This is a genomic window from Kitasatospora sp. NPDC001603, from assembly GCF_040298365.1.
Lineage (GTDB): Bacteria > Actinomycetota > Actinomycetes > Streptomycetales > Streptomycetaceae > Kitasatospora.
In genome coordinates this window covers 28,102-41,888 of sequence record NZ_JBEPAA010000049.1, presented here as the reverse complement: position 1 = coordinate 41,888, position 13,787 = coordinate 28,102, and the positions used below count along the sequence as shown (strand labels likewise).

The 13,787-nt window shown below is 73.9% G+C and carries 7 protein-coding genes; 4 read left to right on the top strand and 3 right to left on the bottom strand.

Going from position 1 to position 13,787, the window contains the following annotated elements; all coding sequences use genetic code 11:
- Positions 1-14: 14 nt before the first annotated feature.
- The 3 genes from ABT263_RS26690 to ABT263_RS26680 all read left to right on the top strand — a co-directional run bounded on the left by ABT263_RS26690 (position 15) and on the right by ABT263_RS26680 (position 4,451).
- Positions 15-1,274, top strand: coding sequence for an MFS transporter (locus ABT263_RS26690; protein ID WP_352294057.1), 1,260 nt, complete (start codon positions 15-17; stop codon positions 1,272-1,274).
- A gap of 36 nt (positions 1,275-1,310) precedes the next feature.
- A complete protein-coding gene (asnB, locus tag ABT263_RS26685) occupies positions 1,311-3,188 on the top strand; it encodes an asparagine synthase (glutamine-hydrolyzing) (protein WP_352294055.1) in 1,878 nt (625 codons plus the stop codon).
- A gap of 288 nt (positions 3,189-3,476) precedes the next feature.
- Entirely contained in the window at positions 3,477-4,451 is a 975-nt protein-coding gene (locus tag ABT263_RS26680) for an ATP-grasp domain-containing protein (RefSeq protein WP_502885870.1), read from the top strand.
- A gap of 174 nt (positions 4,452-4,625) precedes the next feature.
- Here ABT263_RS26680 and ABT263_RS26675 read toward each other — a convergent pair whose 3' ends face one another.
- The 3 genes from ABT263_RS26675 to ABT263_RS26665 form a co-directional block, all read right to left on the bottom strand.
- Complete coding sequence (locus ABT263_RS26675) at positions 4,626-9,614, bottom strand: tetratricopeptide repeat protein (protein WP_352294053.1); 4,989 nt, start codon at positions 9,612-9,614, stop codon at positions 4,626-4,628.
- Between the two features lie 62 nt (positions 9,615-9,676).
- On the bottom strand, positions 9,677-10,177 hold the full coding sequence (locus ABT263_RS26670) for a hypothetical protein (protein ID WP_352294051.1): 501 nt from the start codon (positions 10,175-10,177) through the stop codon (positions 9,677-9,679).
- Between the two features lie 318 nt (positions 10,178-10,495).
- On the bottom strand, positions 10,496-11,755 hold the full coding sequence (locus ABT263_RS26665) for a phospholipase D-like domain-containing protein (RefSeq protein WP_352294049.1): 1,260 nt from the start codon (positions 11,753-11,755) through the stop codon (positions 10,496-10,498).
- 205 nt (positions 11,756-11,960) lie between these two features.
- Here ABT263_RS26665 and rho point away from each other — a divergent pair, with 205 nt between their 5' ends.
- The gene (gene rho / locus ABT263_RS26660; protein WP_352294047.1) at positions 11,961-13,769 is read left to right on the top strand and encodes a transcription termination factor Rho; all 1,809 of its coding nucleotides are present in this window, start codon (positions 11,961-11,963) and stop codon (positions 13,767-13,769) included.
- Positions 13,770-13,787 lie beyond the last annotated feature (18 nt).

Here is a 13,787-nt window from a genome sequence, read left to right as displayed (position 1 = left end):
ATGAAGGAGGGCCCATGGCCCGGCTGACCGATTCCGGCACGGGAACAGCGCTGATGGCCGAGGACGACCCTGAGGCGGTATCGGCGAGGAGTGCGTGGCGAGCCGTCCTGATGCTCGGCTTCGGCACCTTCGCGCTCGGTACCGACGAGTTCGTGCTCGCCGGGGTGCTGCCCGAGTTCAGCGAGTCCCTGGACGTCTCGATCGCCACCGCCGGCCAGACCGTCACGGTGTTCGCGCTGACCTGCGCCGTGATGTCGCCGGTCCTCGGCACCCTGACCGCCGGCTGGCCCCGCCACCGGGTGCTCAAGCTCGCCGTCCTGCTCTACATGGCGGGCGTGATCGCGACCGGGCTCGCCCCGTCCTTCGCGGTCGTCCTGGTCGCGCAGATGATCGCCGCGGCGGGCGCCGGCCTCTACATCCCCGCGGCCAGCGTCACGGCCGCCAGTCTGGTCGAACCCGAACGCCGGGGCCGGGCCATCGCCGCGGTGACCACCGGGCTGACGGCGGCGACGGCCCTGGGCGCGCCGATCGGCACCGTGGTCGGCAGCGTCCTCGGCTGGCGGGCGACGATGTGGTTCATCACGGCGCTGACGGCGCTGGGCCTGATCGGGGTGCTGGCCCTGGTGCCCCGGGTGTCCGTGCCGGCCCCCGGCGGGCTGCGCCAGCGGCTCGCCCCGCTCGGCGACCGCCGGGTGGTCACCGTGCTCGCGACCACGCTGGTCGCCTTCACCGCCGCCTACATCGTCTACACCTACATGGCCGAGGTGTTCTCCGACGCGACCGGCGGCAGCGGCACCAGGCTGGCGGTCCTGATGTTCGCCTTCGGCCTGACCGGGACGGTCGGCAACTTCTACGCCGGCGCGCTGGTCGACCGGATCGGTGCCCGGCCGGTGGTGGGCGGCGCCATCGTGCTGCTGGCCCTCAGCCTCGTCGTCCTCCCGCTGACCACGGGCTCCTACCCGGCCGCGCTGGTCGTCATCGTGGCGTACGGTGTCGCGGCCTGGGCCATCACGGCCCCCCAGCAGACCCGTCTGATCACCCTCGAACCCGAGTCCGCGCCCCTGCTGATCTCGCTCAACGCGGCCTTCCTCTACCTCGCCATCGCCTTCTCCGGCGTCATCGGGGCGGTCGGCATGAGCTCGATCGGCGCGGACCGGATCAGCTTCATCGGAGCGGGGCTGGCCGTGGCCGCCCTCGGCCTGTCCGAGCTGGCGCACCGGTTGTCCTCGCGCACCCCGGCGGCGGAGCCGTCGAAGGTCGATTCGTACCACTGAAACGCGCTCGATCACTCGACGAAAGGGATGTCCGAGATGTGTGGAATAGTCGGCTGGGTGGACTTCGGTCGCGACCTGACCAGGGAGGGAGCGACCGCGCAGGCCATGACGGACACCATGGCCTGCCGGGGGCCCGACGCCGAAGGCGTCTGGACCGCCCCGCACGCGATGCTCGGCCACCGCAGGCTCGCGGTGATCGACATCGAGGGCGGCGCCCAGCCGATGACCACCCCGGAGACCGGTCCGGACGGCCGGCCGCTCGTGGTCCTGAGCTACAGCGGCGAGGTCTACAACTTCCAGGAGATCCGCGAGGAACTGGTCCTGCTCGGCCACCGCTTCCTCACCAGGAGCGACACCGAGGTGGTGCTGCGCTCGTACCTCCAGTGGGGGAGCGAGTTCGTCCACCGCTTCAACGGCATGTTCGGCCTGGCGCTCTGGGACACGAGGACGCAGGAGCTGCTCCTGGTCCGCGACCGCCTCGGCGTCAAGCCGCTCTTCTACTACCCGATCGACGGCGGCGTGCTCTTCGGGTCCGAGCCCAAGGCCATCCTCGCCAACCCGCGGAGCACCGCGACGCTCGACCTGGACGGGCTGCGCGATGCCCTCGCCCTCGCCCGGGTGCCCGGCCGGACCCCGTTGAAGAACCTCTACGAGGTACGGCCGGGCCACATCCTGCGGGTCGGCCGCGACGGGCTGCGCGAGGAGCGCTACTGGTCGCTGGAGACCCGCCCGCACACCGACGACCTCGACACCACCGTCGCCACCGTCCGCGAGCTCATCGAGGACGCGGTGAGCCGGCAGATGGTCTCCGACGTACCGCTCTGCGCGCTGCTCTCCGGCGGCCTCGACTCCAGCGCCCTCACCGCGCTGGCCCAGCGCTCGCTCGACGCCAAGGACGGCAGCCGGGTCCGGACCTTCTCCGTCGACTTCGCCGGACTGGCCGGGGAGTTCAAGCCCGAGCAGTTCCGGGACGCGCCGGACGCCCCGTTCGCCGCCGAACTCGTCCGCCACGTCGGCACCGAGCACCGCGAGATCCTCCTCGACACCGCCCAGCTCGTCGACCCCGGCGTCCGCGACACCGTGCTGCGGGCCTGGGACCTGCCCTACGGCATCGGCGACCACGACCCCTCGCTCTACCTGCTGTTCAAGGCGGTCCGGGAGAGCTCGACCGTCGCCCTCTCCGGCGAGTCGGCCGACGAGGTCTTCGGCGGGTACCTCTGGTTCCACGACCCGGTGGCCTCGCAGGCCGACACCTTCCCGTGGCACGCGATCAACCGGGTCCCGGTGAGCGAGCAGGCGACCAGCTTCCTCGACCCCGGCCTGGTCAAGTCCCTCAACCTGGCCGAGTACGTCGCCGACGAGTACCGCACCGCCGTCGGCCAGGTCACCCACCTGCCCGGGGACAGCGACCTCGAACGCCGGATGCGCCTCGCCAGCCACCTCAACATCACCCGCTTCCTCCAGATGATGCTCGACCGCAAGGACCGGATGAGCATGGCGACCGGCCTGGAGGTCCGGGTGCCGTTCTGCGACCACCGGCTCGTCGAGTACGTCTACAACACGCCGTGGGCGTTCAAGACCTTCGACGGGCGGGAGAAGAGCCTGCTGCGCCACGCCACCAAGGACCTGCTGCCGCGGTCGATCGCACAGCGCCGGAAGGCCCCCTACCCCTCGACCCAGGACCTCGGCTACGACCGGGCCATCAACCGCGAACTCGCCCGGATCGCCGGCGACCGGGACGCCCCGGCGCGGCCGCTGCTGAACCTCGACGCCGTCCGGTCCCACCTCGCCGCGCCGGTCGAGAACGCCTACTCCATGATGCAGCGATCGGTGTACACCGAGCCCCCGGTCCGGCTGGACGCCTGGCTCAGGCTCCACGACGTCCGGCTCGACGACGGCCTCCTGACCGCGTGACCGCGTGACCGCGTGACCGCGTGACCTCCTGACCGTCCGGCACCGGTGCCCGGCCAGGGCGCCGCCGGGACCATCGGCGACCGTCGAGCCGCCTGGGAGAGCGGGTACTCGGGACACCGGGTACCCGCTCTCACCGGCCTCCGGGCGGATCGCGGTCCCCGGCGGTCCGCGAACGACGAACGCCTCGGGCAGAAGACCCGGACAGGGATGCCACCAGGACCTGATCGCCGTCCAATTCGTGCTCTCTCACTCGGAATTGGCGCCGCGATGGTGTTGACTGAGACGATGATGCCGTTGTTGTTGGTGACCGACCACGGGTCCGAGGAGGGCAGCCGCGAGATCCTCGCCGACGCCATCGCCCGGGTGACGGGCCAGGGTCCGGTGCGGCTGGACGCGCGGCTCCTGTACGACGACGGGCCCGTGACGGCAAGCCTCGAGCGGGCCGGAGGCCTCCTCACGGTCCGCCGGGCGGGCCGCGCCCCGGTGGCCGTCGAACCGGTGGTCGTGGTCTTCGAGATACCGCCCCACCGCAGACGCCACCTCGAAGGCTTCCAGGACCTGCTGCGCCGCTTCGGAGCGCGGACGCTCGCGGCGGATCCCGAGGCGTGGCGGGTCGCGACGGACAAGTCCCTGATGGTCGAACGGTTCAGCCGGGACTCCGTCGCGCAGATGGAGACTCTGCGAATGAACGGCTCCTGGCACGACATGCTGAGCGCGTTCCGCCGCCTGGGCCGGGACGTGTGGGCGCGGCCCGTACTCGGCATGGGCGGAGCGGACGTCTTCCACGTCACCGGCACCGAGCAGCTGGAGGCCGCCGCTGCCTTCTACCGGAGCACCGGGCAGGGCTGGCTCATCTCCCGCGATGCGGGGAACTTCACGGCCGACGGCCGCCGCAACCAGCACCGTGTGATCGTGCTGAACGGAAAGGTCGTCCACGCCTTCGAACGCCACCAGAGTGACCCGGACCGGCCCTGCAACGTCTCCCAGGGGGCCCGCACCACCGTGTTGGGTCCCGACCGGCTTCCCCCGAGGCTCGCCGAACTCGCGGTGGCCGCCACCGCGTCCGTCGGACTGCCCTTCGCCGGCGTCGACCTCGCCGCGCAGAGCGGCGGTGTCGTCTTCGAAGTGAACGTCCATCCTGCCTTCAACCCCGACCGGCCCGTGGAGACTGTCGCCATCCCCTACGTCCGCGCCCACCTGTCGGCAGACCCGGACCTGACGTCCAACGGTGCCGGCCGACGAGGCGACCGCCGACCGGCGTGAGCCCCGCCGCGTCGCAGGGTTCCCCTGCCGTTCCTCCGGCGGCGTGCGGCTCCCCGACACCGCGGGGACTAAACGCTGCGGCTCCCCGACACCGCCGGGCCCGCACGCCGCGGGGCCCGCACGCCGCCGGGCCTGCACACCGCCGGGCCCGCACGCCGCGGCCGGCTGATCCGGTCACCCGCCGCGCAGCTTTCCGAGTCCCACCCGCATGTTGCGGATCGCCCCTTCGGCCTGGGAGCGCAGACCGCAGGCCTGGAGGAGCGCCGCGGCCTCGCGGCTGACGGTGATGCCCTCCTGCAGTTCTCCGAGGTCGACCAGGACCGCGCCCAGCATGAACAGGGCGGTGCCCTCGGTCTCGCGCGCTCCCAGGGCCCGAGCGAGATCGACCGCCCGCCGCCACACCGGGGTCGACTCGACGTAGTGACCGGCTCCCAGCAGGGCTTTGCCGAGCGAGACCTGGGCGGTGAGTTCGTTCCCGTGATCCGCGGGGGGAGCCGCGAAGAGGGTGGCGGCCTGTCGGCACGGTTCGACCGCCCGGGGCCACTGCTCGATCCGGAGGTGCATCTCGCCCGCGTTCAGCCACGCCGTCGCGGCCGAGCGCGGGTTGCCCGAGGCCCGGTACGACGCGGCGGCCTCGGTGAAGGCTCCGGCCGCCCGCTCCTGCTGCCCGGCCTGGTGGAGCGCCGCGCCGAACTCGAACCAGGCCATCGCCCGGAGCGGGTCGCCGAGCTCCAGCGGCACCGTCGTGGCCCGCCCGGCGGCGGCGAGGCGCTCCTCGGCCCGGCCGGTCTCCCGCGACGCCATGGCCAGCAGGATCAGCGCCTTGACCTCCCCGGGCCGGTCGCCGATCGTCCGATGGACGGCCGCAGCCCGGTCCGCCACGTCGGCCACGGCGTCGAACCGCTGCGTCTCCTGGAGCGCGGAGCACTGATTGAGCAGGGCCGACCCCTCACGCCAGAGCTCACCGAGGTCCCGCATCAGGTCGGCGCAGCGACCGTTGACCGCCGCGGCCTCCTCGAAGCGCCGGCCGTCCGACAGTGCGGTGCCGAGACTGTAGAGCGCCGACCCCTCGCCCAGCCGGTCGCCGGCCGCCGCGTAGAGATCGACGGCGCGCCGGGCACCGCTGATCGCCTCGTCGGGACGCCCCGCCCGAATCCGGCTGTTGCTCAGCCGCACGAGTGCCGCGGCCTCGCCACGTGCGTCGCGATCGGCGCGGTGGGCGGCGGCCGCCTGCTCCAGGGCGGCGGCGGCCTCGTCCGGTCGGCCGAGCCGGGTGAGTGCGTCGTGCAGCTGACCGAGCGCCAGTCCTTCGCTGCCGTGTTGGCCCAACTCCCTCAGCAGTTCGACGGCAAGGCGCCCGGCGTCGACCGCTTCGGCGAACTCCTCCGCGTCCACCAGCGCGCCGGTGAGGCCGAGCAGGGCCCCGGCCTCGCTCGACCGGTCGGCCGTCCGCCGGCTCAGCCGCACGGCCCGCTCGAAGGCGTCGACGGCCTCCGCGTTGTCGTGGAGGGCGAAGCAGGCGACGCCGAGCCCGTAGCAGGCGTCCCGCTCGTACCGGCGGTCGCCGAGTTCCGCCCACATCCGCGCGGCCTCGCGCCACGGTGCGACGGCCTCCGACGGCCGCCCGGAGCGCTCCAGGGCCCGGCCCAGGTTGTGCCAGGCCGCCGCCGGGTGGCGGGGGTCGTCCGGCCTGGTCGGGCCGTTCAGCGCCGCCGCCGCCTCGCGGCACAGCGGGAGGGCTTCGTCGACCCGGCCCGCTTCCAGGAGGACGGCGCCGTACTGGGAGAGCGCCACGGCCTCCTGCTCCCGGTCGCCCGCCGCCCGGCAGCGGGCGAGCAGTCGCTCGGCGAGGGGGAGGGCCTGGTCCAGTTGCCCCGAACCGACCAGGTTGGCGCAGAGGGTGAGCGAGGCCTGCCTGGCCCGGCGGGACTCTCCGGCGGCCTCGTAGAGCGCCACCGCACGTCGCAGCGCGGTGGTCGCCTCGGCGAGTCGCCCGCTCCGCGACAGCGCCGTCCCGAGGCTGTGCCGGGCGTCGACCTCTTCCAGGGGATCGCCGCTGTCCTCGTACTCCCGCCTGCCCGTGCGCTCGTAGAGGTCGGCGGCCCGCTCCAGGGCGACCACCGCCTCCTCGTTCCGGCCCAGTTGGAGGAGGGCCTCACCGCGGGTGTAGAAGGGGTGGCCGTGCTCCCGGCCGAGCTCCTCGTCGAGGGCGCAGGCGGCGTCGGCGGCCTCGACCGCCTCCCCGTACCGCCCGGCGCGCCGCAGGTGGTCCGCCAGGTTGCTGAGCGACACGGCCTCGAACTCCCGGAAGCCCAGCTCGCGGGAGATCCCGAGGGCGCGCCGGCCGACGGACACGGCCTCCTCGTACTGCCGGGCCCGGGCCAGCGCCGTGCCCAGGTTGAGCAGCGCGGCGGCCTCGACCGCGCGTTCGTCCGTCCCGGCGTACAGCTCGACGGCCTGCCGGGCCGCCTCGACGCGCTCCTCGGGCGCGCCGAAGGGCAGGGCGCTCAGGTTGAGCAGCATGTGCGCCTTGTCGCCGGGCGCCCCGGACTCGCCGTACAGGGCCGCCAACCGCCGCAGCAGGCCGGTGAGTTCCCAGGGAGCCGTGCTGCCGCCGGAGCCCAGGGCCTGATAGAGGTCGGCGGCTTCGCGCAGCACCGTGACGGCCTCGTCCCGCCGGCCGAGCTCGGCCAGCCGGTCGCCGTGCGCCTCCAGGGCCCGGCCCAGGCCGCGCCGGTGGATCGCGGGATCGACCTCGGCGAGTGCCCTCGCCAGGGCCACCGCCTCCTCGGCCGCGGTCAGGGCAGGCCCGGAGGTCCGGTCGCCGGCCTCGGTCCGGCGGGGGAGCGTCGCGCTCAGGTGGACCAGGGAGGTCACCAGGTGCGGCCGGTGCACGGCCGGATTGGCCTCGGCCAGGCGCCGGAACAGGCCGACCGCCTCCTGCGCCGCCTCGACGGCCTGCTCGCGGCGTCCGGCTTCCAGCCGCACCCGCCCCAGGCTGCCCAGCGCCCGTGCCAGATCCCCGAGGTGGTCGCCCGGCCGGACCGCGGCCAGCCCGCGCAGCACGGCGACCGCCTCCTCCGCCGCCCCCACGGCCTCGTCCCGGTGGCCCTGTCGCAGGCGCAGGGCGCCCAGGCCGCTGAGGGCCCGGGCCAGCTGGGCCGACTGTCGGTCGGGGTCCTCGGCCGCGAGCTGCCGGCGCAGGGCCGTCGCCTCCTCGGCGACGTCGAGGGCTTCGCGAGCCCGGCCGCAGTCGGCGAGCCGTCCACCGAGGTCCGTCAACGACCGGGCCAGGGCGGGGCGGTGGCCCGGGTCGTGCTCGGCCAGCTCGCGCAGGAGGGCGGTGGCGCCCTGGGACTGGGCGAGCGCCTCGCTCCAGCGCCCGTGCCGGGCGAGGGCGTTGCCGAGTTCGGTCAGCGAGCCCGCCAGCCGGGCCCGGTGCCGGGGGTCGTTCCCGGCCTGCCACCGGTTGAGCCTGGCGGCCTCCTCCGCCGCCGCCAGGGCGGGCCCCCACTTGCCGGCGTTGGTCCGGCGCCTGCCCAGCGTCCCGTACAGCCCGGCCCGTTCGGCCGGGTCCGTGCTGCCGTCCAGGCGGTGCGCGGTCAGCCGCTCGACCACGGCCAGGGCGCCGGCGTCCAGGTCGATGTGCTCGCCCTCGGGCAGCAGCGGCTCCACGTGCTCCAGCACCGTGAGCAGCTCCGGGTCGATCGGGCGGCCTTGGGCGCTGTCGGCGCTGTCGGCGCCGATGGCGGAGAGGCCGCTCAGGGCGGCGCTGCCCGCTCGGAGCGCGAGGTCGGGCCGGTCCCGCAGCACGGGGTAGAGCACGGTGCCGCCCACATGCGGCCACCGGTCGGCCGCGGCGGCCAGGAAGGCGACGGCGCGGGGCGCGCAGAAGGCCGTGCGTTCGTCGGTGAGCAGCCGTGCGGGGACAGCGGTGGCCCAGGCGTCCGTGGGAAAGCCGGTGACCGGGTGGCCCGGCAGGAGCAGGGCGAGGAAGTCCTCGGCCAGCCGGTCGGGTAACAGCGGCTCCAGCGCGGTGCCGCGGTCGGAGGGCGGGTAGCAGACGGCGTGGTCGGCCAGGGCCCGGTCGACGGGCACGCCGGGCAGGACCCGCTCCAGGACGGTCACGGCTCGCGTGCGGGCGACCGGCCCGGAGAGGATCGCCGTGAACACCGTCCGCGCCATCACCTCGTCGGGCGTGCCGTAGTCCAGGCCCCGCCCGCTGTTCTCCTGGAGCTGGCTCCAGTTCTCGCGCTCGCGGTCCAGCAGGTAGGTGGTGAGGCCGATCATGTCCGTCGGTGGCGTGCGGCCGCAGGCCGCCGCGTCCACCGCGACGAGGGCGGCCATGTGCAGGGCCAGCGTCAGCCCGAAGTCGGCGTGACGCACGTCCCGGGGCGGCCGGATCGGGGCCGGGGCGCCGAGTTCGGGGTAGTGGCGGACGAAGCAGTCCCGGGCCGCGTCGAACATCGCGCCCCGGAGCTGTCCGTCGTCGGCGAGCGGCCGCAGCAGCTGGTCGGAGGTGTGGATGCTCTCCCGCAGCCGGTCCAGCTTGCCCCGTAGCGCGGGCCACTGGCCCGCCGACCGGCCGATGAGCAGCACCCGCGCGGGGACCGGCTGCCGGAGCACCATGTTGTGGAACAGCCAGCTCAGGTCGGACAGCGGCCACCGGTCGGCGTAGTCGACCAGCACCAGCACCCCGGCGCTCCCGTCGAGACGCAGATCCTGGCTGCCGTCGGCCGGCGGATGGGTGTCCGTCCCGTGGACGGCGTCCGCGACCACCCAGCCGGCCCGCTCGGACTCCTCGGCCAGCCGCCCGGCCAGCCGGGTCTTGCCCTGGCCGCCTTCCCCGTGCAGCCACCGCACCGCGAACCTCGGTTCCGCGTCACGCCAGGCCAGCAGCTCCGCCATCTCGGTGTCGCGGCCGGTGAAGTCGACGACCTCGGCCCGCGCGTCCAGCAGTCGGCTGGGCTGTGACCTGAGCCAGGCCGGGTCGGGACCGGCCGGGCGCCGGTGACGCAGCAGCAAGTAGACCGGCGTACCGTCACCGAACACGTGGATGTCGGCGCCCGCGGCACCGTAGGCGAAGCCGCCCTCGGCACGGACGTGTTGGACGTGCCGGGCCCCCTGGACCCGCTGGGCGGGTGGGGCCTGTGGGGCCGGCACGGGCGGTGTGGCCTGTTGTCGGTCGGGCGGGGTCCCGTCGGCGCGTCCCGTACGGGCGTCGCTCACGCCTCGGCCTGCCCGCCGTCCGCGGCAGCGCCGTCCGGGGGTGGCACCTCACGGGCGTGGGCGCCCTGGTAGTGGATGACGTTCCCGCCCTGCGCGCCGTAGACCGTGGCGTTGTCGCGGGCCACGATCGTCTGCACCCAGCCCCGGCGCTCCTCGGGCAGCGCCTCGCGGAGCGCGGCGAGCAGGTCGCGCAGCTCCGGCTCGACCTCGGGGCAGTCCCTGAGCAGACGGGCGAGCCTGCGCCGCCAGACGGGCGCGATGTCCTGGCGGACCTCGTCCTGCTCCTCCGGGGCCGCGTCGCGGACGAGCTCCTGGTCGGCGTCCAACTGTGTCTCCACGCCCGCCTCGTGGTTCGGGCCCAGCCGTCCGAACATCGCGGCGATCCTCGCGCGGGCCACACCGAACGCACCCGTGGCCAGGGCACCGGCGAGAACGATGGCGCCCTCCTCGGCAAGACCTCCGAGTCCGTCGACCGTGGTCGGCAGATTGGTCATCATTGCCCCCTCCGTTGATTTCCGGTGCCGACAGCGTACAAGTGACGGATTATCAGCGGCGGGCGGTGGGGGCGGAAGGAGCGGGGTGAGCGCGGTCGCAGGGGTCCTGGCATCACCCTGGCCGGAGCCGTCCGTGCGTGGGCTGTCCAGCCTCGGTGGAGCTCTTCGCCGAGCACCGGGGTTCGCGGTCGATCCAGGTCGGACGTATCGGGGGCCGCCTTCGCGGGTGCGGCCGGGGCCTGCCGACCGTTCAGCAGACCCGGCCGCACCGGCCGGCCCGGCCGCTCCTGGCTGCCCGCGGCCGGCCGGTGCGGCGGCAGGTCACCAGGCGGTGCAGGCTCCGCTCGTCCTGATCGCCTCGAAGTTCGCCTTGAAGGCGTCGTGGACGGCCGGGTCGTCGATCTTCAGCAGGGTCTCGTCGTGGGACCGCAGGTTCGGGTAGGTGTAGTTGTGGCTCCCGGTGAACACCAGCTTGCGGTTGGCGGCGCCCAGGTAGGTGCCCTCGATCAGCAGGTACTTGGAGTGGATGCCGATCGACCGGGTGGTGCCGTCGCCGTTCGGCGCGGTGCCCCAGCAGCGGGCGGCCAGGTCGAGCTTGCCGGCCAGCGCGGTCTTCACGGTGGTGCCGAGGTTGCCGCTCTCCCCGTTGTGCAGCAGCTCCACCTGGCAGCCGGCCTTCTTCAGCTCGACCAGCTTGTCGGCGACCTGGACCCGGGTGAAGGCGTACATGGCGATCCGGATCCGGGTGGCGCCGCCCGCGCAGTCCGTGTTGCCGAGCAGGGAGACGACGGTGTCGGTGGACGCGTCGTCGTTGTAGGCCGTCCCCGCGCTCTCCTGGCGGGGGAAGAAGTACGTCTTGTACGGGCCGGCCTGCTGGCTCAGGTAGTTCGACGCCAGGCCGTTGCCGGAGGAGCCGTACGTCACGAGGTCCTGCCAGTACGTCCGGTAGGCGGCGTAGAGGCCGGAGCCGGCGTCGGGGATGGTGACGGCGTTGTTGAAGAGGTTCTTGCGCTGGCTGGTGGTGAGGTTCGCAGAGGTCTGGAACACCACGTTCTCGGTGCTGCCGACCTTGGAGAACAGGAAGAACTTGTTGTGGTTGATCGCGCCGTCGTCGTCGTCGTTCAGCGCCCGGTTGCCGATGCAACCGCGGGTGTCCGGACAGGCCAGCACCCAGGAGTCGGCGTTCTGGTCGGTGCCCAGGCCGGTCGGCGCGGCGAGCGTCGCGTACTCGGACCCGGTGGCCTTGGGCGGGTTGCTGCCGGGCTCGTAGGCCGGCACGGCGTCCCCGTCCACGACGAGCCTGACCTTCACGCCGCGCTGCTTGGCCGCGATCAGCGCGGCGCTGACACCGCCGTCGGTGAACAGGTACATCGAGCCGTTGATCTCGGCTCCGGCCGGCGTGCGCTTGATCAGGGAGATCAGCTGGTTGCGGATGGCGTCCTGGGAGGCGGCCGGTCCCGCGGGGTTGTTGAACGTGGTGGTGAGCGCCACCGGCGTGTCCTCGGCCGCTGCCATCGGCGCCCCGAGCAGCGACGCGCCCACGACCAGCGCCGCCAGCCCCGCCGTCGTACGGACCTTCATCTGTATCCCCCTCTGTCGATACATCGATACAGGGGGTCACTGTACTGCCCATGATCATTAAGAGTGATCATGGGTCGGTCGACAGAGGGGCGAGGGGTGGGGGCACTCCGGGGCGCCCCGCTCACCGGACCCGTCCGCGCAGGGGCGGGGGCAGCTGGTATCCCGGGCAGGAGCGGGCGGCAGCGGGTACTCCGGTTCCGGCACCGTGGCCGGGTGGCACGGAAATACCGCGTCACGCCGAGGCCCCCAGGTGTTACCCTGCCTATGGCGATGCTGGAAGCCCACCCCCAGGGTGCGGGAACCAGGCGCCACTGCACACCGGAATCCCCGCCGTAGCGGCCCGGATCCCGCCGTACCAACCGCTTCTTCCGGCGGTCTCCTGCCCGACGCATCGCCGGCACCCGACTGGTGCCCGCCCGGCAGGCAGCCAACTTCCGCTGCCCAGCCCCTTCGTGTGCCCGGCCCCTTCGTGGCCGCGCCGGGGCCGCGTGTCCCGCCCGAGCGCCGGCGCAGCCCGCTCCGGGCGCCCCGCCGGGCCGTACAGCTCTCGTCGCCGGTTCCTGCCGCCCCACCGGGGCCGCCCGGCGCCCTCACCCTTCGCCATCATCCGACAGCACAGGAGTACCTTCTCGTGACGACCACCACCCAACCGTCGACCCTCGCGCCGCTGGACGGCCTGCTGAAGACCGACCTCCACCAACTCGCCTCCGCCCTGGGCGTTCCGGGCGCCGCCCGGCTGCGCAAGGACGAACTCGTCGAGGCGATCATCGCCAAGCGCTCTCCCAGCCGGCCACCGGCGCCGGCGGCCGGTTCCCGGCCCGCGGTGACGGAACGCCGGGGCAGCCGGCCCACCGAGCCGGCCGCCGCCGCGGACAGCGACCTCCTACCGGTCGCCGGCGTGCTGGACATCCGCGAGGGGAAAGCCGTCCTGCGCACCTCCGGCTACCTCCCCGGGCCCACCGACGTGCACCTGCCCGCCAACCAGGTCCGCGCACTCGGCCTGCGGACCGGCGACGTGCTGACCGGCGCGACCGCCCCGCGCACGCCCGCCCCGCGCGGGGGCGGCACCGTCCGCCCGGCGTCGACCCGCATCGACACCGTCAACGGCCGCACCGTCGACGGGGCCCGGCACCGGCCCGCGTTCCACGAACTGACGCCGCTGTACCCGCAGGAGCAGCTGCGCCTGGAGACCGGTCCGCGGGAGCTGATCGGCCGGGCCGTCGACCTGGTGGCCCCGATCGGCAAGGGCCAGCGCGGTCTGATCGTGGCACCTCCGAAGGCCGGCAAGACGATGGTCGTGCAGTCGATCGCGGCGGCGATCGCCCGGAACCACCCCGAGGCGCACCTGATGGTCGTCCTGGTCGACGAGCGTCCGGAGGAGGTCACCGACATGCGGCGCTCGGTCCGGGGCGAGGTCATCGCCTCGACCTTCGACCGGCCCGCCCGCGAGCACATCGCGCTCGCCGAACTCGCCGTCGAGCGCGCCAAGCGGCTGGTCGAACTCGGCCACGACGTCGTCGTGCTGCTCGACTCCCTCACCCGTCTCGCCCGCGCCCACAACTCCGCCGCCCCCGCCAACGGCCGCACCCTCACCGGCGGCATCGACGCCGCGGCCCTCCAGCTCCCGAAGAAGCTCTTCGGCGCGGCCCGCAACACCGAGAACGGCGGCTCGCTCACCATCCTGGCCACCGCCCTGGTCGAGACCGGCTCCCGGATGGACGACCTGATCTTCGAGGAGTTCAAGAGCACCGGGAACATGGAACTCCGACTCGACCGCCGGCTCGCCGACAAGCGCGTCTTCCCGGCAGTCGACGTCAAGGCCTCCGGCACCCGCCGCGAGGAGCTCCTCCTCGGCCCCGCCCGCACACCCGCGGCGTGGACCCTGCGCCGGGCGCTGAGCGCTCTCGACGTCCAGCAGGCCGCCGAACTGCTCCTGGACCGGCTGAAGCGGACCGGCGGCAACGACGAACTCCTGCGCCAGGTGGCGATCGGCTCCCCGGCCCGCACGGTCTGAACCGAAGACACCCGCGGA

Coding starts and splice junctions, on each gene's coding strand:
- ABT263_RS26690 (WP_352294057.1), top strand. CDS start 15: ATGGCCCGGCTGACCGATTCCGGCACGGGAACAGCGCTGATGGCCGAG.
- asnB (WP_352294055.1), top strand. CDS start 1,311: ATGTGTGGAATAGTCGGCTGGGTGGACTTCGGTCGCGACCTGACCAGG.
- ABT263_RS26680 (WP_502885870.1), top strand. CDS start 3,477: ATGCCGTTGTTGTTGGTGACCGACCACGGGTCCGAGGAGGGCAGCCGC.
- ABT263_RS26670 (WP_352294051.1), bottom strand. CDS start 10,177: ATGATGACCAATCTGCCGACCACGGTCGACGGACTCGGAGGTCTTGCC.
- ABT263_RS26665 (WP_352294049.1), bottom strand. CDS start 11,755: ATGAAGGTCCGTACGACGGCGGGGCTGGCGGCGCTGGTCGTGGGCGCG.